We start from the raw sequence: 20,636 nt of genomic DNA on the forward strand, positions 1-20,636 counted from the left end.
TCAGAACTCCCCGGAGAATTCGGACCGCAGGCCCGGAACGCGGCGCGCGCCGGCGAGCGGCACGAGATCGACTTCCCGTTCGACACCCGGCTCGAACCGCACCGACGTCCCCGCCGGGACGTCCAGCCGGCGGCCGCGGGCGGCGTCGCGGTCGAACTCGAGGCCGGGGTTGACCGCGGCGAAGTGGTAGTGCGAGCCGACCTGGACCGGCCGGTCGCCGAGGTTGCGCACGAGCAGCGTGACGCGCTCGCGGCCGGGGTTCAGCTCCACCGGCTCGGCACCGGGGATGATTTCGCCAGGATGCATTCGGCTGTCCCTCACACGATCGGGTCATGCACGGTGACGAGCTTGGTGCCGTCCGGGAACGTGGCCTCGACCTGCACGGAGTCGACCATCTCGGGCACGCCGTCGAGGACCTGCGCCCGCGAGAGAACGGTCCGGCCGCTCGCGACCAGCTCGCTGACCGTGCGCCCGTCGCGGGCCCCTTCGAGGACGTGGTCGGTGATCAGCGCCACCGCCTCCGGGTAGTTCAGCTTGACGCCGCGGTCCAGCCGCTTCCGCGCGACGTCGGCCGCCACGTGGATGAGCAGCTTGTCGCGCTCCTGCGGGCTGAGGTGCATGCGCTAGGTCTATCACCCGGACCACGCGGCCGCCCGGTTCGGAAACACAGGTTTTACCTGGGCTTCGTCACACTGAGTGGCGAAAATTCTCCTGTGCGACGGCTCCGGTGACTGAATCGTTCTCGTAATCGTGACCGAAACCACCGCATCTTTCGATTGCCCCCCGGCGATCGAGGGAGCAAGGTCTATCCATCCGTGCGATGGTGCGCGCTTTCCGTGCGCTATTCCGTCCGCGCGACACCACCACCAAGACGGGGAAAAAGCGCACCGAAAGGTTCCGCGAAACAGTGACTACCTCCACGATCAGCAAGCCACAGCCGTCCGGCCAACCCGACGACGGCTTCCGACCGGGTCTGGAGGGCGTCGTCGCCTTCCACACCGAGATCGCCGAACCCGACCGGGACGGCGGTGCGCTGCGCTACCGCGGCGTCGACATCGAAGACCTCGCCGGCAAGGTGACCTTCGGCGACGTATGGGGACTTCTCGTGGACGGCCGGTTCGGCCACGGCCTCCCGCCCGCCGAGCCGTTCCCGCTGCCGGTGCACACCGGCGACGTCCGGGTGGACGTCCAGGCCGCGCTGGCCATGCTCGCGCCGATCTGGGGCTACCGCCCGCTGCTCGACATCACCGACGAAGAGGCCCGTGAGCAGCTGGCCCGCGCCTCGGTTATGGCCCTCTCCTACGTCGCGCAGTCGGCGCGCGGCATCGGCCAGCCCGCCGTGCCGCAGACCCGCGTCGACGAGGCCCACTCGATCACCGAGCGGTTCCTCATCCGCTGGCGCGGCGAGCCGGACCCGGCGCACGTCAAGGCGCTGGACGCCTACTGGGTGTCGGCCGCCGAGCACGGCCTCAACGCCTCGACCTTCACCGCCCGCGTCATCGCCTCGACCGGCGCGGACGTCGCGGCGGCCATGTCGGGTGCCATCGGCGCGATGTCGGGCCCGCTGCACGGCGGCGCCCCGGCGCGCGTGCTGCCGATGATCGAAGAGGTCGAGCGCACCGGTGACCCGGCCGGCCTGGTCAAGGGCATCCTCGACCGCAAGGAACGCCTGATGGGCTTCGGCCACCGCGTCTACCGCGCCGAGGACCCGCGGGCGCGCGTGCTGCGCCGCACCTGCCAGGAGCTCGGCGCCGCCCGCTTCGAGGCGGCCGCCGCGCTGGAGCAGGCCGCGCTGAAGGAGCTGCGCGAGCGGCGCCCGGATCACCCGATCGAGACGAACGTCGAGTTCTGGGCCGCGGTCATCCTGGACTTCGCCCAGGTCCCGCCGCACATGATGCCCGCGATGTTCAGCTCGGCCCGCACCGCCGGCTGGGCCGCGCACATCCTGGAGCAGAAGCGCACCGGACGCCTGGTGCGGCCGTCGGCCAAGTACGTCGGCCCGGAGCCGCGCAGCCCCGAGGACGTCGAGGGCTGGGAACTGGTCACCAAGCACTGACCCCCTCGGAGAGGCCGTCACTTTCCCGGGAAAGTGACGGCCTCTTCGTGTGCGGTGGTCGCGCCGAGCATGGCCGTGAGCTGGTCGACGAGCCAGGTGTCCAGGGTTTCGCGTGGGACGCCGCCCTCCTGCAGCCAGCTCAGCAGCGCGCCCTCGACGACCGCCGTCCAGCAGCGCAGGGTCAGCGACAGCAGCGGTGACGGGTCCTCGACGCCGAGGGCGTCCAGGATCAGGGCCACCGCGCGGTTGCGGACCTCGTCGATCGCCGCGTCCGTCTCCGACGTCGCGATCACGGAACCAGTGCGCAGCAGGGCGATGTACCCCGCGCGGTAGTGGTCGGCGACGTCGATCAGGCCGCGGACGGCCCCCTTCAGGCGCGTTTCCGGCGGGCCTTCCTCGAGCCCGGCCAGGCCGTCGGTGAGCCCGTCGGTGACCGTGCGCAGGGCCTGCACCTGCAGTTCGCGCAGGCTGGAGAAGTACCGGTAGAACAGCGGCCGCGACACCTCGGCGCGCGCGACGATGTCGTCGACGGTGACCAGCTCCGGCGCCCGCGAGCCGAACAGGTCGAGCGCGGCCCGGATGAGGTCGTCGCGGCGGGCCTGCGGCGACATCCGCCGCGGCCGGCTCACGGCGTCAGGTCCAGCTTCGCGGCCTGGCGGAGGAGACCGGGCGTCAGTCGCGAAAGGACCAGCGCGACCTTGGCCTCCGGTGTGGACGGTGCGATCGCGGTGTCCTTGTCCACGGCCCGCAGGATGTCCCTGGCGACGCCTTCCGGACCGAAACCCCGCCGGGCGTACAGCTTCGAGCTTTCCTTCTGCCGGCGCCGTTGCTCCTCTTCGGACACTCCGACGAACCGCGTCGTGTTCGTGATGTTCGTCTTGACGATGCCCGGGCACACCGCGGTGACGCCGATGTGGTGCGCGGCCAGCTCGGCCCGCAGGCAGACGCTCAACGTCAGCACGGCGGACTTCGTCGTCGCATAAGCTGTGAGGATCTTCGACGGCAGATAGGCGGCCGCGGAAGCCAAGTTGACGATCTGGCCGCCTTCGCCGCGCTCGGCCAGCATCGGCGCGAACGCGCGGCAGCCGTGGATCACGCCCCAGAGGTTGACGTCGATGACGCGTTCCCAGTCCTCGACGGACGTGTCGAGGAACGGGCCGGACATGCCGATGCCGGCGTTGTTGACCACGATGTCCGGGACGCCGTGCTCCTTGCGGACCTGCTCGGCGAAGCGGTGCACGGCGTCGCCGTCACTGGAGTCCACTGTGTACTCGCCGAGGCCGTGACTTCCCAGCAGCTTCAGGGTTTCGGCGGCGCTCGCGGGGTCGATGTCGGTGACGATCACGTCGGCGCCCTCGGCCGCGAAGGCGAGCGCGGTGGCGCGGCCGATCCCGCTGCCGGCGCCGGTGACGACGACGAGCTTGTGCTCGAACTTCGTCGCTTTCGCCTGCTTGAGCGCGCGGCTTTCGACGCCGGTTTCGGCGTACTCGATCAGCTCGGCCGCGGCTCCCGCGACCACCGCGGGCTTGGCGCGGGTGACCCAGTGCGTCCCGACGATCCGGCGGATCCGCAGGTCCGGCACCCAGCGCACGACTTCGGTCTGCAGCGGCGTGGTGACGTAGGCGTCGCCGGTCGGGGCCAGGACCTGCACCGGGACGTCGGCGGGGCGCGGCGCCGGGCGGGAGAGGCGGGTGAACATGTTGGCGCGGTAGAGCTCGAGGCCGTGGATGCCGTCTTCTTTGTCCGGCTTCGCGGCGTCGGGTTCCATGCGCTGGATCTGCTTGCCCAGCAGGCCGGTGCGCCAGAGCAGCTGCGGGATGAGCGGGATCTGGAACGCGAGGATGTACCAGGAGTGGAGGAACTGGCTCAAGGCGTTCTTGAGGCGTTTCGGCGTCGGACGGGTGAGTTGCGCGCGGAACCAGGCGCCGGCGTGGTCGAGGCTCGGACCGGAGATGGACGTGTAGGACGCGACCCGCCCGCGCAGCCCGTCCCCGGTGACGGCGTGCCAGGTCTGGATGGACCCCCAGTCGTGCGCGACGAGGTGGACCTTCCCTTCGGGCTGGACGGCGTCGACGACCGCTTTGAGGTCGTCGGCCAGCTGGTCCAGCCGGTAGGACGAGCGTCCCGACGGCTTGTCCGACTGTCCGGCCCCTCGGACGTCGTAGGTGACGACCCGGTGGTCGTCCCGCAACTCGGCGACCACGCCGGCCCACATGGAGCTGTTGTCGGGGTAGCCGTGCACGAGCACGACGGTGGGCCGGTCGTCCCGCCCCTCGACGTGAACGGAGAGGCGGACACCGTCACTGGCGGTCACCCACTTGTGAGACATTCTGTCATGTTAGACAAGTTGTCAATAGCATGGTTCACTCGCGCGGCGGCTGGCGGCCGTCCGGGGTTCATGCATTCGGCGTGTTTTTGCTTGTATGACGGCGTTTTCGTGGTTCCACGGGAAACCACGGCCGGTCTGGGCATGGGTGGCCGTGTCCACCGATCGATGGACACCGGGATTCAGCTGAGCGTTGCTCCCGATCAAGCCGCCGCCGGACCAGGCTGTAACCCATGACCACAGCAGTGAGCGTGCGCGGCTTGCGCAAGCAGTACCCCGGTCACCTCGCGGTGGCCGGCCTCGATCTGGACATCGCCCAGGGTGAGGTCTTCTCCCTGCTCGGCCCGAACGGGGCCGGCAAGACCACGACCGTCGAGATCCTCGAAGGGCACCGGCAGCGCACCGCCGGCGAGGTCAGCGTGCTCGGTGAGGACCCGGGCAGGGCGGGCCGTGCCTGGCGGTCGAAGATCGGGATCGTCCTGCAGACCGCCAACGACGCCGCCGAGCTGAGCGTCGCCGAAACCGTGCGGCACTTCGCGAAGTACTACCCGGACCCGCGGGATCCCGACGAGGTCATCGAGAAGGTCGGGCTCACCGAGAAGGCCAGGGCGCGGGTCAAGTCGCTCTCGGGCGGGCAGCGGCGCCGGGTCGACGTCGCGCTCGGGATCGTCGGGCGGCCCGAACTGCTCTTCCTCGACGAGCCCACCACCGGCTTCGACCCCGAGGCGCGCCGGCAGTTCTGGACGCTGATCAGCGACCTCGCCGCCGAGGGCACCACGATCCTGCTGACGACCCACTACCTCGACGAGGCCGAGGCGCTCGCCGACCGCGTCGCGGTGATCGCGCGCGGGGCGATCGTCGCGCAGGACACGCCGCGGAACCTCGGGGGCCGTGCCGCCGCCGAGGCCACCGTGCGGTGGTCCGACGAACGCGGTGAGCACGCCGAGCGCACCGCGTACCCGACCAAGCTCGTGAACGAGCTCTCTGCTGGGGGTAGGGAGCTCGCCGGGCTGACCGTGACCAGGCCGAGCCTGGAGGACGTCTACCTGGACCTGATCGGAGACAAGGCATGACCACCCTCGCGCTACCCGGCCCGTTGACGTTGGGCCTCGCCCGCGGCGGCACCGAGCTGCGGCAGTTCTTCCGGCACAAGGAACAGGTGGTCTTCACCTTCTCCCTGCCCGCGGTCCTGATGATCCTGCTGGGGTCCATCCTGGACGGTCCGACCGCGCTCGAAGGCGTCACGTCCGGGCAGCTGCTGGCCGCCGGGATGATCGGCTCCGGCATCGTCTCGACGTCGTTCAACAGCATCGCGACCGGCGTCGCCGGCGACCGGGAAACCGGGGCGCTCAAACGGCTTCGCGGCACGCCCATGCCGCCCGCGTCCTACTTCGTCGGCAAGATGGTGCTGGTCGCGGTGTCCAGCCTGGCGCAGACCGTGCTGATGGTCGCCGTCGCCATGCTGCTGTTCGGGCTCCGGCTGCCGACCGCGCCGGACAAGTGGCTGACGCTGGTGTGGGTGTTCGCGCTCGGCATCGTCTCGTGCACGCTGCTCGGCATCGCGATCAGCTCGCTCGCGAAGTCGACGAACGGCGCCGTCGCCATCGTCCAGATGCTGTACCTGGTGCTGCAGTTCATCTCCGGCGTGTTCGTCTCGCCGATCACGAACCTGCCGAAAGTTATGGTGGAGATCGCGTCGTTCTTCCCGTTGAAGTGGATCTGCCAGGGTTTCCGGTCGGTGTTCCTGCCGGACGCCGCGGTGAGGATGGAGATGGCTGGGTCATGGGAGCTCCCGCGGGTGGCGCTGGTGCTGGGGATCTGGTGCGTGGTGGGCGCGGTGCTCGCGCGGCTGAGCTTCAGGTGGACCGACGCGAGGTGAAGGACGCCTGGGACCGGTTCAACTGGCTCTGGGAGATCCTCTTCGCGGTCGCGTACGCGGCCACGACGACGCTGGTGCTGCTGGACGAAGCCGATCCGGTGCGCACCGTCGTCGCGGTCGGGGCGCTCACCGCGCTCGCGCTGACCTACCTGCTGTGGGGGCGGCGGGTGGTGCGCGACGACGGCCACCTCAAGCAGCGGTGGCTGCTGGCGGTGGTCGTCGTCGCGCTGGTCGCGGCCGCGATGTTCGCCGACACGACGTCCAGCTTCATCCTGTTCATGGTGTGCCCGCTGCTGTTCTCGACGCTCGGGTTCCGCCCGGCCGCGGTGCTCACCACGCTGGTGATCCTGCTGAGCCCGCTCTCGGCGATCGCCGCGGACGGGCTGAGGGGGCCGGCGCTGCACATCCTGCTGCCGATGACCGCGATCCTCGTCGTGTTCGGGATCCTGTCCGGCAAGTTCATCCTGCACGTCATCGAAGAAAGCCGGGCTCGGGCCGATCTGATCGACCGGCTCGAGGAAAGCCAGGCCGAGGTCGCCCGGCTTTCCCGCGAGGCGGGCACCGCGGCCGAACGCGAGCGGCTCGCGCGTGAAATCCACGACACGCTCGCCCAGGGCTTCACCAGCATCGTCACCCTCGCCGAAGCCATCGAGTCCGAACTGGACAGCGACCCGGCGGCGGCGCGGCGGCACGTCGAACTCGCGGCCCGGACCGCGCGTGAGAACCTCGCCGAGGCCCGTACGATGGTCGCCGCGCTGGCGCCGGCGGACCTCGCGTCCGGGTCCCTTGTGGACGCCGTCCGCCGCCAGGCCGACCGGCTCGCCGACGAGGCGGGCGTCGCCGTCCGGTACGAAGTGGACGACGCGCTCCCGGCGATCGGCATGGCCGGCGAAGTGGTCCTGCTGCGGGGCGCGCAGGAGGCGCTGAACAACGTCCGGCGGCACGCGGCCGCCTCGTCCGTCTCGGTGCGGCTGTCCGTTGTGGACGACGCCGTGCGGCTGTTCGTGCGCGACGACGGCGTCGGCTTCGACCCCGACGGCGTCAGCGGCTTCGGGCTGCGCGGCATGCGGTCCCGGGCCGAGCAGGTGGGTGGCACACTGAGCGTCCGGAGCGGCCCGAGCGGCACCGAACTCACCCTGGAGGTGCCGGCTTGATCCGCATCATGCTCGTCGACGACCACCCGGTCGTCCGCGAAGGCCTGCGCGGCATGCTCGAAGCCGAACCGGACCTCACGGTCGTCGGCGAGGCGGGTTCGGGCGACGAAGCCGTCGCGCTCGACCGCGTCGCGCAGCCGGACGTCGTGCTGATGGACCTGCGCATGCCGGGCCTCGACGGCGTCGGCGCGACGAAGCGGATCCTGCGCGAGCAGCCGGGCCGCCGGATCGTGGTGCTGACGACGTACGAGACGGACGCCGACATCCTGCGCGCGGTCGAGGCGGGCGCGTCGGGCTACCTGCTGAAGGACGCTTCGCGCGTGGAGCTGGCGAACGCGATCCGCGCGGCGGCGCGCGGCGAGACGGTGCTGGCGCCGTCGGTGGCCGGGAAGCTGGTCAACCGGGTGCGCAACCCGGAGCCGCAGCCCCTTTCGGCCCGGGAGGTCGAGGTGCTGCGGCTGGTCGCGAAGGGCGGAACGAACGCCGACATCGGCCGCGCCCTGCACATCAGCGAGGCCACGGTGAAGACGCACCTGCTGCGGGTGTTCGGCAAGCTCGGCGTGTCGGACCGCACGGCGGCAGTGACCACAGCAATGTCGAAAAACCTCCTGGGCTGACCCGAACCGGGCATCACACGTGATTGCGGGGGCATCACACGTGATTGAGCAGGCATCACACGTGATTGAACGGGCATCACGGCGATGCCTCTCCAATCACGCGTGATGCCTCTCCAATCACGTGTGATGCCTGGTTGCGCACGGCGGTGACGGGCCGGGACCTGCCTGGCCGGGGCCCGGGCGGCAGAATGCCAGGCATGCTTGAGTCGACCCAACACGCCCTGCTCCGCCGGATCGCCCACGAGCAGGCGGCCTGCCGGGCTCCTTCGCTCGTCGCCGCCGTCGTGCGGGACGGGGAGATCGTCTGGTCCGGGGGCCGCGGGCGCGTCGGCGGCGAGCGGCCCGGCACCGACACCCAGTACCGGCTGGGCTCGATCACCAAGACCCTCGTCGCGACGGCCGTCATGCGACTGCGCGACGAAGGCCTGCTCGACCTCAACGACCCGCTCGAAAAGCACGTGCCCGGCACGCCGTTCGGCGCCGCGACCGTCGCGCAGCTGCTGTCGCACACCTCCGGCCTGACGTCGGAGTCGCCCGGGCTCTGGTGGGAGCGCACGCCCGGCGCCGACTGGGACGCGCTGGTCGGCAGCCTCGCCGAAGGCGCCACCAAGCACCGGCCCGGCGCGCGGTTCCACTACTCGAACGTCGGCTACGGCGTGCTCGGCGAGCTCGTCTCGCGCCACCGCGGCAAGGGCTGGCTCTCGGTGCTCGACGAGGAGGTCCTCGGCCCGCTCGGGATGACCCGCACGACGCCGCACCCGGTCGGCGCGCACGCCGACGGCTTCGCCGTGCACCCCTTCGCCGACGTCCTGCTGCCGGAGCCGAGCCCCGACGCCGGCGCGATGGCCCCGGCCGGGCAGCTGTGGTCGACCGCCACCGACCTCGGCCGCTGGACGGCGTTCCTCGGCGGACACGGCGGCGGCGTGCTCGCCCCGGAGACCATCGACGAGATGCGGACCATGGTCACCGTCGACGACACCGACGTCTGGACGACCGGCTTCGGGCTCGGCCTGATGGTCGTGCGCTACCAGGGCCGCCGGCTGGCCGGCCACACCGGCTCGATGCCCGGCTTCCTCGCCGTGACGCTGGTCGACCCGGCCGCGCAGACCGGCGCGCTCGTGCTCACCAACTCGACGTCCGGGGTCGGCATCACCCAGCTCTGCCTCGACCTCATCACCACGACCGACGAGCGGGAGCCGCGCCTGCCCGCCGAGTGGCAGCCCGCCGCCGTCGACCCCGCGCTGCTCCCCCTCACCGGGCTCTGGCACTGGGGTCCGACGCCGTACCACCTGCGCGTCCAGGGCGACGGGCTGCTCCTGCTCGCCCCGGCCGAGGGCGCCGGGCGCAGCTCACGCTTCCGCGCGACCGGCCCGGACACCTACGTCGGCCTCGACGGCTACTACGCCGGCGAGACGCTCGTGGTGGGCCGGGACGCCGAGGGCGTCGCCACGCACCTCGACCTGGCCACGTTCATCTTCACGCGCACGCCGTACGACCCGGCCGCGCCGGTGCCGGGCGGCGTCGACGGCTGGCGCTGACCCGCCGGGCCCCGCTCACACCCCCAGGGCGGGTGAGCGGGGCCCTCAGGCCTGCGCGGCGGTCCCGGCCGAGAAGGCGACGGCGTCGGCGAACCGGCCGGCGATCCGCTTGCCCTCGCCCCAGTCGAAGAGGCCGAACTTGAGGTTCGTCATGACCGTGAGGGTCGAGCCTCCGGCCGCCGGTGCCACGGTCGCGGTGATCTCCTGGCCCCAGCTCAGCATGCTCATCCCGGTCCGGAACGAGACGAACCCGCGGTGCGCGTCGTAGAACGGGCCCTGCCCGCCGATCGCCGCGACGCCGGCCGGGAGCGCGTTCCACAACGCCTCGGGCGGCGCCGGGAAGCTGAGCTGCACTGTCTTCATGACCGGTGAGCCAACCAGGCGCCGTCCGGTGCGGGAACCGTGTTTTTACCCCCACGGCGGCGGTGGCCGATGACCCCGACGGCGTAGCTGCCGCCGTCCGGAAGGCCCGCGACGAGGTACTCCGAGGGCCAGCCGGCCAGCCAGAGCCGGCGTCGGTCCGCCAGTTCGGCGGCGACGTCGGGCGGTGTGACGGGCAGGTGGAACCGGATCCGGACGTCGCCCGGCAGCACCGCCCAGCCGTCCACCGGTTCGCCCGGGCGCACGTCGAACGACGCGGCCGCGACCGGCGTCCAGTGGTCGCTCGCGAGGCACCGGGCCGGGCCGGCCAGGTCCGACCGCCACGCCGCGAGCGCGAGCACGGCCACGCCGCCGGCCACCGGGACGAACCACGGCAGCCAGCCGCCGACCAGCACGATCGCCGCGACCTCGAGCGCGAGCACGAACGCGCCCGCCGTCCACGCCGCCGCGGTGGCGAACCAAAGGCGCCATCGCAACGCCGCGCGCCGGGTCTGCGGCCCCTTCGGCAGGAGACGAGCCAGGCCGTAAGCCGACCCGCCCAGGAAGGTCGCGGCGAACGCCCCGGCGTAGACGATGTCGGCACCGTGCGGCGGGTGCAGCACCAGCGAGAAGACGACCAGGGCGTCGACGAGGAGCAGGCCAGCGACACCGGCCACGACGAGCACCCGGCGCCCCCGCGGCAGCTCACCCGTGAGCCACCACGGCAGCTCACCCGTGAGCCACCACGGCAGCCGCCGGACGAACACGAGCACCAGGGTCACGGCCAGCGCGATCGGCAACGCGATCGTGGTCGTCGTCGTCCAGCCGCCCTCCGCGACCAGGTGCACGACGGCGATCCCGCCCAGGTTCCAGAACAGCCACCACCGCGGCCGCCACGGCTCCTCCACCACTGCCTCCCCTCGCCGAGCCGAGGTGAAACTACCGACAACCCGGGCATGCCGGACAGCGGTTTTCCGAGCCCCGCTCTCACATACCGGACACTGGCGAACCGCCATCACCAGCCGCGTCCCGACCTGAGAGACTGGCCACATGACCGACGCTGAGTTGACCATCCCCGCAGACCTCAAGCCGGCCGACGGCCGCTTCGGCTGCGGACCGTCGAAGGTCCGCGCCGAGCAGCTGAGCGCCCTGGCGGAGTCCGGCTCCACCTACCTCGGCACGTCGCACCGGCAGAAGCCGGTCAAGTCCCTCGTCGGACGCGTCCGCGCGGGCCTGTCCGAGCTGTTCTCCCTGCCCGAGGGCTACGAGGTGATCCTCGGCAACGGCGGCACCACGGCGTTCTGGGACGCGGCCGCGTTCGGCCTGGTCCGCGAGCGCGCGCAGCACTTCACCTACGGCGAGTTCTCCTCGAAGTTCGCGACCGTGACCAAGGGCGCGCCGTTCCTGGCCGACCCGATCGTCACCAAGGCCGAGCCGGGCAGCGCGCCCGAGATCACCTACGAAGCCGGCGCCGACCTGGTCGGCTGGGCGCACAACGAGACGTCGACCGGCGTCGCGGTGCCGGTCCGCCGCCCCGAGGGCTCCGACGGCGCGCTCGTCGCGATCGACGCCACCTCCGGCGCCGGCGGCCTGCCGGTCAAGGCCGAGGACTTCGACGTCTACTACTTCGCGCCGCAGAAGTCGTTCGCCTCGGACGGCGGCCTGTGGGTCGCGCTGGCCTCGCCCGCCGCGGTCGAGCGGATCGGCGAGATCGGCGGCGGCGACCGCTGGATCCCCGAGTTCCTGTCGCTGACCACCGCGCTGGACAACTCCCGCAAGGACCAGACGTACAACACCCCGGCCGTCGCGACGCTGTTCCTGCTCGCCCAGCAGATCGAGTGGATGAACGGCCAGGGCGGCCTCGAGTGGACGACCTCGCGCACGAAGGACTCGTCGTCGCGGCTGTACGAGTGGGCCGAGAAGACGAGCTACACCACGCCGTTCGTGAAGGACCCGGACCTGCGCTCGCAGGTCGTCGGCACGGTGGACTTCAGCGACGACGTCGACGCCGCCGCGGTGGCGAAGGTGCTGCGCGCCAACGGGATCGTCGACACCGAGCCGTACCGCAAGCTGGGCCGCAACCAGCTGCGCGTCGGCCTGTTCCCGGCCATCGACCCGGACGACGTCACGAAGCTCACGCAGAGCGTCGAGTACGTCGTCGAGCGGCTCAGCTGACCTGAGGTTCCTTGGAGGGGACCTTCACCGTCGTTCCGGCGAGGAAGGTCCCCTTCTTCACGCGCAGGCGAGGTGCGGCGAAGGCGGCCACGACCAGCAGGAGCACGCCGAAGAGTTCGTAGGACTCGGTGGCGAGCCACCAGAGGGCGGACGGCGCCGGGCGCGGGGCGAACCACATCGGGCCGACGATGAACAGGGTCAAGCCGGCCACGACGACGACGCCGGACCACCAGCCGACCACGCGGTCCGTGCGCCGGGCGCGGACGCCGTAGTACCCGGCCAGCACCAGGATCGGCACGCACCACGTCCAGTGGTGGGTCCACGAAACCGGCGAGACGAGCAGGCCGCCGAGCGCGCACGCCGTCAGCGCGAGCACCGGCTCCGCGGCCCGCACGATGACCACCGCGACGACCGCCATCCCGGCGAGCGCGGCCAGTACCCAGACGACGTTCCCGGCGGCTACGGACAGCCCCGTGCGCGCGATCAGCCCGCGCAGCGACTGGTTGCCGACGTAGTCGCCGCCGCCGATGCGGCCGGCGTCGAACACCAGCTTCGTCCAGTAGGTCCACGACGCCGACGGCCGGATCACCCACAGCAGGGCGCCGGCCGCGACGAACCCGGCGACGACCCGCAGCGCGGACTTGAAGTCCCGGCGGAAGAGGAAGTACACGACGAACACCGCGGGCGTCAGCTTGATCGCCGCGGCCACGCCGATGAGCAGCCCCTTGGTCCGCTTGCGCTCGCCGGGGAGCAGGACGTCGAGCACCACCAGGACCATGAGCAGCGCGTTGATCTGGCCGAAGCCGAGCGTCGAGCGCACCGGCTCGAGCAGCGCGCCGGCGAGCTGCGCGCCGATCGCGACGAGCGCGGCCACGACCCGGCCGTTGCCCTTCGCCGCGTCGGTGAGCGAGCCGTTGAGCGTCGCGACGTAGAGGTACGCGACGACGCCGGTCGCGACGATCGAGGCGATGCTGACCAGCTTCATCGTCACCGCGAAGGGCAGCAGCGTGCCCGGCCAGAACGTGGCCGCGGCGAACGGCGTGTAGGTGAACGGCAGCAGGATCCGGTGGGTGGTCGGCACCCACGCGTCGTACGGCGTGCCCTGCTCGGCGAGCGCCTTCGCGCCGCCGAGGTAGACCTCCAGGTCGAGGCCGTCGAAGCGCTTCAACACCAGAACGAGGACGACGGCAGCGACTTCGAGCACGGCGAGCCCCGCCCAGATTTTCCGCCCCGACACGCCCTACCCCCACTCAGCACGGTGTTCGACCGGCCGAGATTACCGGGCGCTCAGCAGCAGCTGTGCACCGGCAAGCGCACTGACCTGCCGTTCATGGCGGTCAACGGCCGCTTCGCCGCCTCTTCGACGTCGGCCAGCATCCGGTCCAGCCGCGCCCGGCCGAGCACCCGCCCGGCGGTGACGACGGTGTCGATCCGGTGGACCGCGCGGATGTCGGCGAGCGGGTCCGCGTCGAGCAGGACCAGGTCGGCTTCCTTGCCGGGGGTGATCGTCCCGCTGGTCGCGGACCGGCCGAGGAACCGCGCGGCGTCCCGGGTCACCGCCTGCAGGGCGCTGCGCGGCGACAACCCGGCCTCGACGAGGAAGTCCAGCTCGTCGTGGAGGCTGAACCCCGGGAAGACGTACGGGTTGAGGCAGTCGGTGCCGCCGAGGAGGCCGACCCCGGCGCGGTGCGCTTCGCCGACGAGCCGCAGCTGGTCCTCGAAGTAGACGTCCTGCCGGGCGGCCTGCTCGGGCGTGCCGGGGGCGAGCACCGGGAGGCGGTCGGCCCAGTACTGGGAGATGTCCGGCGACACGTACTTGAGCCGCGGGTCGTGCGCGTAGGTGCTCACGGGCTTGGAGATCACCCGGTTGACGGCGAACGTCGGGCTCAGCCAGCTGTCCTGCGCCTTGAGCGCGGCGAAGTGCCACTCCGCGGCGGCCGGGTCGTAGGCGCGCGCCGCCTGCCGGTCGAGTTCCCGGGCGAGGTCGAAGAAGGCGCGCTTCGCGTTCGGGTCGAACGGCGTCGCGTCGAGGCGGGCGAGGAACTCGTCGCGCCGGCTCGACGTGGCGATCGGCAGGCCGAAGAGGTGTTCGAAGCTGCGCTGCCCGGCGGCCGCGGCGTCGGGGATCCGCAGCCGGTACGGCCAGTGCCCGGCGAACGGCAGGCCGTGGCGCCGGCACTCGTCGGCGATCGCCGCGAAGACGTCCCGCGGCAGGTAGAAGTAGACCTTCACGAAGTCGGAGCCCTGCGCGACGGCGGTCCGGACGGCCGCCCGCCCTTCCTCGGGGGTCGCCAGCTGGGTGACGGGCGGGCCGAGCAGGCTGACCGGGCCGTCGAGGATGGTGCTGCCGAGGACGACCCGCGGGCCGAGCAGCTCGCCGCTGCGGATCTTGGCGCGCGTGGCGCGGTTCTCGTCGTAGCCCAGCATCTCGCGGATGCCGGTGACGCCGTTGGCCAGGAACATCGGCGGCCACAGGTGCTCGTAGTCGAGGCCGTGGGTGTGCATGTCCCAGAGCCCGGGCACGACGAACCGCCCGCGGCCGTCGACGACCTCGGCGCCGGCGCAGGGCGGCAGCGCGGCGGTCGGCCCGACCCAGGCGATCCGGTCCCCGACCAGCACGACCGAGGTGTCCGGCCGGGCCGGGCCGTCGGTCCCGTCGACCACGGTGGCGCCGCGCACGACGACGACCCCGGTCCCGGCCGCGGCGGCCTCCTGGGCGAAGACCGCGGGCGCGACCCCCGCCGCGGCGAGCCCCGCCCCGGCCGTCGCCAGCCACCGGAGGAAGTCACGCCTGTTCGCCTCGACCCGCACCACGGCGATCGCCCCTCTCGGCCTCGGTCCGTCCGACATTCAACTCGGCGGCCGGGGGTTGGGGAATCTTCCACCGTGCTCTGTCGGAGACAACGCACAGCGAGAGGTAGCGCGGGGCGTGCAGCGTGGTAGGCGCCCCGGAGGGTGCGGGCGACGACCCCGCACCCTCCGGGCCGGCGTCAGGCCAGCGCCTGCGTCGGCGCGAGCCGGGCCGCCCGCACGGCCGGATAGGCCCCCGCGATCGCGCCGACCAGCGCCGCGACGCCGACCCCGCCGGCCAGCGCGCCCCACGGCAGCACCGCCGGCCACCCCTGGCTCAGCGCGTAGCCCGCGGTCACCAGCACGCCGACGAGGACCCCGGCGAGCCCGCCGAGCCCCGACAACAACACCGACTCCGCGAGGAACTGCCCGCGGACCTGGCGTTTCGTGGCCCCGAGCGCCCGGCGCAGGCCGATTTCGCGCCGCCGTTCGAGCACCGAGATGACCATGGTGTTGGCGACGCCGACCCCGCCGACCAGCAACGCGACCCCGCCGAGCCCCAGGAACAGCGCGCTGTAGGTCGTGTCCGTCAGCTTCTGCGCGGCCAGCGCGTCCGACGGGCGGCGCACCTCGACCTCGTTCGGCGCCTGCGGGTTCAGCGTCGCGCCCAGCACCGAACGCACACTGTCCACTTGGGACTCCTCGGCCCGCACGTACACAGTGGACGGATGGCCGTCGAACCCGAGCAGCCGCTTCGCGACGTCCCAGCCAACCAGCGCCGAGCGCTCGACCTCCGGCGCCAGGGGCATCGGCGCGAGGATGCCGACCACGGTGAACCACTGCGTGCCGATCAGGACCTGCGGCGGGCGCACGGGGTCGACGTGGTCGATGCCGAGCCGGGCCGCGGCCTGCGAACCGAGCACCGTCACCGGGTAGTCCCGGTTCCCCGGCGCGAGGAAGGCGCCGGCCCGGACCTTCCCGCCGAGCACGCCCAGCAGGTCCGGCTTCGCCGCGTACACGGCGAGCCCGGACGTGTCGTCCGGCGCGATCTTGTCGCTGCGCCGGACGCTCGCGGACGTGTGCCCGGTGCCGCTGGCCGCCTGCACCGGCCCGATCCGCCGGGCCATCGGGACGGCGTCGTCGGGCAGCACGGCGTCCTTCCCGAACAGCGTCTGCCCCGGCCCGGCGGTGAGCAGGTTGGTGCCGAGCGCGGCCAGCCGGTCGTGCAGGGCCTGCGCGCCCGACGCCGGGATCGCCAGCACCGCGACCATCGCCGCGACGCCGATCGCGATGCCCAGCGCGGAAAGCACCGCGCGCACCGGCCGCGTGCGCATGCCGTGGGCGCCGAGCGCGACGACGTCCGGCGGCTTGAGCCGGGCCGGTTCCGGCAGCGTCACGAGGGTCATCGCGCACCGACCAGGCCGGTGTCGAGGCGCAGGCGCCCGTCGAGCAGCTCGATCCGGCGCGGCATGCTCGCGGCGATCTCCCGGTCGTGGGTGATCACGACGATCGTGGTGCCCTCCGCCGACAGCTCGCCGAGCAGCCCGAGCACGGACGCGCCGGTGCCGGTGTCGAGGTTGCCGGTCGGCTCGTCGGCCAGCAGGATCGCCGGGTCGTTGACCACGGCCCGCGCGATCGCGACGCGCTGGCGTTCGCCGCCGGACAGCTCGCCCGGCCGGTGCCACGCCCGGTGCCCCAGCTTGACGCGGTCGAGCGCGGCCAGTGCCCGCCCGCGCCGCTGCCGCCGCGGCACCCCGGCGTAGAGCAGCCCGGTGCACACGTTGTCCACGGCACTCATCCCTTCGTCGAGGAAGAACTGCTGGAACACGAACCCGATCCAGCGCGACCGCAGCGCGGAGACCTTCCGGTCCGACAGTGCCGCGACGTCGTGGCCGTGCAGTTCGACGCGGCCCGACGACGGCCGGTCGAGCGTGCCCATCAGGTGCAGCAGGGTCGACTTCCCCGACCCGGACGGCCCGACGATGGCGACCATCTCGCCGTCTTCGAGGGTCAGCGAGACGCCGTCGAGCGCGGCGACCCCGCCGGGATACGTGCGCTTCACCTCGTGCACGCGCAGCACGGGCGTCACGACGTCGTCACCACCCGCATGCCCGCGGTCAGGCCATTTCCGCTGACTTCGACCTTGCCACCGCTGAACAGTCCCGTTTGGACACCGATGAGCCGCCGTTGCCCGTTCTCGTCGACCTCGACGGCGTACCCGCCTTCGGCGAGCGCGAGCAAGGCGCCGACCGGAACGGCGAGCACACCGGCGTGGACGTCCTTGGTGAACCGGACGCTCGCCGGCGCCGAGTCGAGCGTGCCCCCGGCGGCCGGGTCGTCCAGCTTCACGGTCACCGTGATCTTCGGCTTGCCGTCGTCCTGGCCGGAGGCGTCCTTGCCGTCGACGGCGGTCCGCCCGACATCGGTGATCGTGCCCGGCGTCGTCTTGCCGTTGATCGTCACGGACGCCTTCGCGCCCTGCTGCGCGAGGTCCTGCTTCGCCGCGTCCAGCTTCACCTGCACCGACCGGACGGTCCCAGTCGTCTTGAGCACCTCGCCCTGGGCGGGCGCCCCCGGCTTGGCCGCCAGCGCCGACACGCGGACCTCGCCCGCCGCGAGCACGACGTCACCCTGGCCGAACGCGCCGGTCTGCGCCAGCCCCAGCGACTTCTGCCACTTCTTCAGCGCGGCCGCCGTGGCCGCGGTGAACTTCTTGTCCGGCGTGCCGAAGCCGCCGAACCCGCACGCCTTGAGGTTCTCCTCGAGCTGCTTGACGTCGGCGCCGTCGTCCGCGCCGGTGGCGAGGTCGCGGTAGAACGGCAGGGTCCCGTAGAACAGGGGCACCGGCTTCGCGTCCACTCCGTACACCACCTGGCACCGGGTGATCGTGGCGCCGGCGGCCGGTAGCGACGTGATCGTGCCCGGCTTGCGGCCCTGGACACTCGATTCGTCGCCGTAGCCGAGGGTGCCGTCGGCTTCTTCCTCTTCGCTGAGGTCGGTCTTGACGACCTCGGCCGTTTCGACCGGCGGCGGCGCGGCCTCCTTGACCGGCGTCGCGCTCGAGACGCGCGTCAGGACCACGACGGAGCTGGTGCCGAGCACCACGACGAGGACCGCGCCCGCGACGAACCAGCGCGTCCGGCCGCGACGGCGCGGCTTCAGGTGGGTCACGTCGTTCACTTTCCGGCCTCGCTGCTGACGCTCATGCCGAGCCCGCACGCCTTCGCGGCGGCTTCGAACTTCTTCGGGTCGTCGCCCGGCCCGCCGATCCGCATGGTGCCCTTGCCGCTGGGATCGGGGTCCGGCATGTCGATGCCGTGGTCACGCATGCACTTGGCGTCCTTGCGCATCTTGTCGAGTTCCTCGGCGCTCGGCGGCTTCATCTCGCCGCCGTTGGGCATGAGGTGCTTGCACGCGTTCTGCGCGGCGTCGAGTTTCCCGCTGTCCTTGGCGTCGCCGCCCAGGGTGACCGACATGCCCTTGCCGTCCCCGGCCGGCTTGGGGTCGGGCATGTCGACGCCGTGCTCGCGCATGCACTTGGCGAAGTCGCGCATCTTGTCTTCGTCGCTCTTGCCGCTGTTGTCCGCGGCGGTGGGGCCGCCCGACTTCGGCGGCGTCGAGATCGACGCGACCTTGTCGCCGTCGTCGCCCTTCGCGCCGCAGCCCCCGAGCAGCAACGCCGCCCCGAGCGCCGCGACGAGGATCCGTGTCCGCATGGCTCGCTCCTTTCGTGTCCGGATGGGTGCCAGGTCTACGGACCGGGGGATTCGGGCGCGCTAAGCGACGTCGCTTATGCGGTCCTTATGGCCTGCCTGCGCAGACTGGGCGGGTGCGCGTGCTGGTGGTGGAGGACGAGCGGCTGCTGGCCGACTCGGTGGCCGAGGGGCTGCGGCGGTTCTCGATGGCCGTCGACGTCTGCTACGACGGCGAGCAGGCCCTGGAACGCGTCGGCGTGCACGGCTACGACGTCGTGGTCCTCGACCGCGACCTGCCGAAGGTGCACGGCGACGCCGTCTGCGCCGCCGTGGTCCGGGCGGGCGGCGAGGCGCGCGTGCTGATGCTGACCGCGGCCGCCGACGTCACCGACCGCGTCGCGGGCCTGGGCCTCGGCGCCGACGACTACCTGACGAAGCCGTTCGCGTTCGCCGAGCTCGTCGCCCGGGTGCAGGCGCTGTCGCGGCGCGCGCGGCCCGCGTTGCCGCCCGTGCTGGAGCGCGACGGCGTCGTCCTCGACCTGCCGCGTCACCAGGCCGCCCGCGACGGCCGGTTCCTGCTGCTCTCGCCGAAGGAGTTCGCCGTGCTGGAGGTGCTCATGCGGGCCGAAGGCGCGGTGGTCAGCGCCGAGGACCTGCTGGAGAAGGCGTGGGACGAGCACGCGGACCCGTTCACCAACGCGGTGCGCGTCGCGGTGATGACGTTGCGCCGCAAGCTCGGCGACCCGCCGGTGATCGAGACCGTCCCCGGCGCCGGCTACCGGTTCGGCACGCCGTGAACGCGCTGTCGGTCCGGACGAAGCTGACGGCCTGGTACGGCGGGCTGTTCCTGCTCGCCGGGCTCGTCCTGGTCGTCATCGACTACCTGCTGGTGCAGAGCACGCTGCCGGACCCGGCCCGGGTCGCCTCGACGACGATCGGCTCGGCCGACGCGCTCTACGGCGGCCAAGCCGACACCGTCGCCGGCTCCCCGGGGGTCGCGGTCCGGCTGCTCAGCGGCTCGCTGGCGGACTACCGCTCGTCGACCCTGTCCACTTTGGTCGTCGGCTCGGCGATCGCCCTGGTCGCGACGGCCGCGTTGGCCGTGCTGTTCGGCTGGCTGATGGCGGGCCGCGCGCTGCGGCCCCTGCACGACATCACGTCGACGGCGCGGCGCCTGGAGGCGGGCAAGCTCGACCGCCGGATCAACCTCGACGGCCCGCCCGACGAGCTGAAGGAGCTCGCGGACACGTTCGACGGCATGCTCGACCGGCTCGCGGAGTCGTTCGACAGCCAGAAGCGGTTCGTCGCGAACGCCTCCCACGAGCTGCGGACGCCCCTGGCGGTGCAGCGGACGCTGATCGAGGTGGCGATGGCCGACCCCGAGGTGCCGCCGGAGCTGCGGAAACTGGGCACGCACCTGCTGCACACCAACGAGCGCAGCGAGCGGATGATCGAGGGCCTGCTGGTCCTGGCCCGCACCGACCGCGGCCTGCAGGCCCGCACGCCGGTCCGGCTGGACGAGGTCGCGGCGTCGGTGATCCGGGCGACGGCCGCCCAAGCCGCGTCGGCGGGCGTGACGGTGGAGACGCGCCTGCGCCCGCGCACGGTGGCGGGCGACCCGGTGCTGCTGGAGCGCCTGGTGACGAACCTGGTGGTCAACGCGATCACGTACAACGCGTCGGGCGGCTGGGTGTACGTCGAGGTCCGCGGCGACCCGGCGGTGGAGATCCGGAACTCGGGGCCGGTGGTCCCGCCCGAGGCCGTGCCGACGTTGTTCGAGCCGTTCCGGCGGATCGGTGGCGCGGAGCGGACGGGAGACACGCGCAACGCGGGACTGGGGCTGTCGATCGTCCGCTCGGTGGCGACGGCGCACGGCGGCCACGCGGAGGCCCAGCCCGGCCGGCGCGGCGGCCTCACGGTGACGGTCCGCCTGCCGCCTTCATGATCCACTCGATCGTGACTTTGCGTGTTCGGCGTGTCACAGGTAGGGCGCCGACCTGCGTGACCGATGATGCGGGGGTCGCGAAATGAACAGTGGGCAGTTCT

At 72.2% G+C, this 20,636-nt stretch carries 21 protein-coding genes; 9 read left to right on the forward strand and 12 right to left on the reverse strand.

Annotated elements, in window-relative coordinates; translation table 11 throughout:
* Entirely contained in the window at window positions 1-306 is a 306-nt protein-coding gene (locus ACWEN0_RS04280) for an urease subunit beta (protein WP_451968792.1), read from the reverse strand.
* A gap of 11 nt (window positions 307-317) precedes the next feature.
* A complete protein-coding gene (locus tag ACWEN0_RS04285; protein ID WP_191306846.1) occupies window positions 318-620 on the reverse strand; it encodes an urease subunit gamma in 303 nt (100 codons plus the stop codon).
* A gap of 287 nt (window positions 621-907) precedes the next feature.
* Here ACWEN0_RS04285 and ACWEN0_RS04290 point away from each other — a divergent pair, with 287 nt between their 5' ends.
* Entirely contained in the window at window positions 908-2,056 is a 1,149-nt protein-coding gene (locus ACWEN0_RS04290; protein WP_451968794.1) for a citrate synthase 2, read from the forward strand.
* Between the two features lie 17 nt (window positions 2,057-2,073).
* Here ACWEN0_RS04290 and ACWEN0_RS04295 read toward each other — a convergent pair whose 3' ends face one another.
* Both ACWEN0_RS04295 and ACWEN0_RS04300 read right to left on the reverse strand, forming a co-directional pair.
* Complete coding sequence (locus ACWEN0_RS04295) at window positions 2,074-2,667, reverse strand: TetR/AcrR family transcriptional regulator (protein WP_451969854.1); 594 nt, start codon at window positions 2,665-2,667, stop codon at window positions 2,074-2,076.
* Window positions 2,668-2,681: 14 nt separating this feature from the next.
* Window positions 2,682-4,370, reverse strand: a complete 1,689-nt coding sequence (locus ACWEN0_RS04300; protein WP_451969855.1) for an SDR family oxidoreductase — start codon at window positions 4,368-4,370, stop codon at window positions 2,682-2,684.
* A 245-nt stretch (window positions 4,371-4,615) separates the two neighbouring features.
* On the opposite strand from ACWEN0_RS04300, the gene ACWEN0_RS04305 reads away from it, so the two are divergent.
* From ACWEN0_RS04305 to ACWEN0_RS04325, 5 genes are all read left to right on the forward strand, one after another.
* Complete coding sequence (locus tag ACWEN0_RS04305; RefSeq protein ID WP_451968796.1) at window positions 4,616-5,455, forward strand: ABC transporter ATP-binding protein; 840 nt, start codon at window positions 4,616-4,618, stop codon at window positions 5,453-5,455.
* Entirely contained in the window at window positions 5,452-6,261 is an 810-nt protein-coding gene (locus ACWEN0_RS04310; RefSeq protein ID WP_451968798.1) for an ABC transporter permease, read from the forward strand. Before ACWEN0_RS04305 ends, ACWEN0_RS04310 begins: the two co-directional genes overlap by 4 nt.
* The gene (locus ACWEN0_RS04315) at window positions 6,258-7,415 is read left to right on the forward strand and encodes a sensor histidine kinase (RefSeq protein ID WP_451969857.1); all 1,158 of its coding nucleotides are present in this window, start codon (window positions 6,258-6,260) and stop codon (window positions 7,413-7,415) included. Before ACWEN0_RS04310 ends, ACWEN0_RS04315 begins: the two co-directional genes overlap by 4 nt.
* On the forward strand, window positions 7,412-8,032 hold the full coding sequence (locus tag ACWEN0_RS04320; protein ID WP_451968800.1) for a response regulator transcription factor: 621 nt from the start codon (window positions 7,412-7,414) through the stop codon (window positions 8,030-8,032). Before ACWEN0_RS04315 ends, ACWEN0_RS04320 begins: the two co-directional genes overlap by 4 nt.
* 197 nt (window positions 8,033-8,229) lie before the next feature.
* Entirely contained in the window at window positions 8,230-9,570 is a 1,341-nt protein-coding gene (locus ACWEN0_RS04325; protein WP_451968802.1) for a serine hydrolase domain-containing protein, read from the forward strand.
* Between the two features lie 45 nt (window positions 9,571-9,615).
* Here ACWEN0_RS04325 and ACWEN0_RS04330 read toward each other — a convergent pair whose 3' ends face one another.
* Both ACWEN0_RS04330 and ACWEN0_RS04335 read right to left on the reverse strand, forming a co-directional pair.
* Window positions 9,616-9,933 (reverse strand): hypothetical protein, encoded by a 318-nt coding sequence (locus ACWEN0_RS04330; RefSeq protein WP_451968804.1) that lies wholly within the window; start codon window positions 9,931-9,933, stop codon window positions 9,616-9,618.
* A complete protein-coding gene (locus ACWEN0_RS04335; RefSeq protein ID WP_451968806.1) occupies window positions 9,930-10,838 on the reverse strand; it encodes a hypothetical protein in 909 nt (302 codons plus the stop codon). The genes ACWEN0_RS04330 and ACWEN0_RS04335 overlap by 4 nt, the downstream gene beginning before the upstream one ends.
* 142 nt (window positions 10,839-10,980) lie before the next feature.
* Here ACWEN0_RS04335 and serC point away from each other — a divergent pair, with 142 nt between their 5' ends.
* A complete protein-coding gene (serC, locus tag ACWEN0_RS04340; RefSeq protein WP_451968808.1) occupies window positions 10,981-12,105 on the forward strand; it encodes a phosphoserine transaminase in 1,125 nt (374 codons plus the stop codon).
* Here the strand turns inward: serC and ACWEN0_RS04345 are convergent.
* The 6 genes from ACWEN0_RS04345 to ACWEN0_RS04370 all read right to left on the reverse strand — a co-directional run bounded on the left by ACWEN0_RS04345 (window position 12,098) and on the right by ACWEN0_RS04370 (window position 18,611).
* Window positions 12,098-13,342: a glycosyltransferase 87 family protein gene (locus ACWEN0_RS04345; protein WP_451968810.1), complete on the reverse strand. Its 1,245-nt coding sequence runs from the start codon at window positions 13,340-13,342 to the stop codon at window positions 12,098-12,100. The genes serC and ACWEN0_RS04345 overlap by 8 nt on opposite strands.
* Window positions 13,343-13,392: 50 nt before the next feature.
* Window positions 13,393-14,919 carry an amidohydrolase family protein gene (locus tag ACWEN0_RS04350; protein ID WP_451968812.1) on the reverse strand — a complete coding sequence of 509 codons (1,527 nt, stop codon included), beginning with the start codon at window positions 14,917-14,919 and terminating at the stop codon, window positions 13,393-13,395.
* A gap of 176 nt (window positions 14,920-15,095) precedes the next feature.
* Window positions 15,096-16,301, reverse strand: coding sequence for an ABC transporter permease (locus ACWEN0_RS04355; RefSeq protein ID WP_451968814.1), 1,206 nt, complete (start codon window positions 16,299-16,301; stop codon window positions 15,096-15,098).
* Window positions 16,298-16,984 carry an ABC transporter ATP-binding protein gene (locus tag ACWEN0_RS04360; protein WP_451968816.1) on the reverse strand — a complete coding sequence of 229 codons (687 nt, stop codon included), beginning with the start codon at window positions 16,982-16,984 and terminating at the stop codon, window positions 16,298-16,300. Before ACWEN0_RS04360 ends, ACWEN0_RS04355 begins: the two co-directional genes overlap by 4 nt.
* Complete coding sequence (locus ACWEN0_RS04365) at window positions 16,981-18,075, reverse strand: peptidoglycan-binding protein (RefSeq protein ID WP_451968818.1); 1,095 nt, start codon at window positions 18,073-18,075, stop codon at window positions 16,981-16,983. Before ACWEN0_RS04365 ends, ACWEN0_RS04360 begins: the two co-directional genes overlap by 4 nt.
* The gene (locus ACWEN0_RS04370) at window positions 18,072-18,611 is read right to left on the reverse strand and encodes a hypothetical protein (RefSeq protein ID WP_451968820.1); all 540 of its coding nucleotides are present in this window, start codon (window positions 18,609-18,611) and stop codon (window positions 18,072-18,074) included. The genes ACWEN0_RS04365 and ACWEN0_RS04370 overlap by 4 nt, the downstream gene beginning before the upstream one ends.
* Window positions 18,612-18,724: 113 nt before the next feature.
* Here ACWEN0_RS04370 and ACWEN0_RS04375 point away from each other — a divergent pair, with 113 nt between their 5' ends.
* Both ACWEN0_RS04375 and ACWEN0_RS04380 read left to right on the forward strand, forming a co-directional pair.
* The gene (locus ACWEN0_RS04375) at window positions 18,725-19,387 is read left to right on the forward strand and encodes a response regulator transcription factor (RefSeq protein WP_364623967.1); all 663 of its coding nucleotides are present in this window, start codon (window positions 18,725-18,727) and stop codon (window positions 19,385-19,387) included.
* Window positions 19,384-20,535, forward strand: coding sequence for a sensor histidine kinase (locus ACWEN0_RS04380; RefSeq protein ID WP_451968822.1), 1,152 nt, complete (start codon window positions 19,384-19,386; stop codon window positions 20,533-20,535). The genes ACWEN0_RS04375 and ACWEN0_RS04380 overlap by 4 nt, the downstream gene beginning before the upstream one ends.
* Window positions 20,536-20,636: the final 101 nt, after the last annotated feature.

The sequence above is a fragment of the Amycolatopsis sp. NPDC004378 genome (genome assembly GCF_053602455.1).

Coding starts and splice junctions, on each gene's coding strand:
- ACWEN0_RS04305 (WP_451968796.1), top strand. CDS start 4,616: ATGACCACAGCAGTGAGCGTGCGCGGCTTGCGCAAGCAGTACCCCGGT.
- ACWEN0_RS04370 (WP_451968820.1), bottom strand. CDS start 18,611: ATGCGGACACGGATCCTCGTCGCGGCGCTCGGGGCGGCGTTGCTGCTC.
- ACWEN0_RS04330 (WP_451968804.1), bottom strand. CDS start 9,933: ATGAAGACAGTGCAGCTCAGCTTCCCGGCGCCGCCCGAGGCGTTGTGG.
- serC (WP_451968808.1), top strand. CDS start 10,981: ATGACCGACGCTGAGTTGACCATCCCCGCAGACCTCAAGCCGGCCGAC.
- ACWEN0_RS04310 (WP_451968798.1), top strand. CDS start 5,452: ATGACCACCCTCGCGCTACCCGGCCCGTTGACGTTGGGCCTCGCCCGC.
- ACWEN0_RS04295 (WP_451969854.1), bottom strand. CDS start 2,667: ATGTCGCCGCAGGCCCGCCGCGACGACCTCATCCGGGCCGCGCTCGAC.
- ACWEN0_RS04280 (WP_451968792.1), bottom strand. CDS start 306: ATGCATCCTGGCGAAATCATCCCCGGTGCCGAGCCGGTGGAGCTGAAC.
- ACWEN0_RS04285 (WP_191306846.1), bottom strand. CDS start 620: ATGCACCTCAGCCCGCAGGAGCGCGACAAGCTGCTCATCCACGTGGCG.
- ACWEN0_RS04325 (WP_451968802.1), top strand. CDS start 8,230: ATGCTTGAGTCGACCCAACACGCCCTGCTCCGCCGGATCGCCCACGAG.
- ACWEN0_RS04355 (WP_451968814.1), bottom strand. CDS start 16,301: ATGACCCTCGTGACGCTGCCGGAACCGGCCCGGCTCAAGCCGCCGGAC.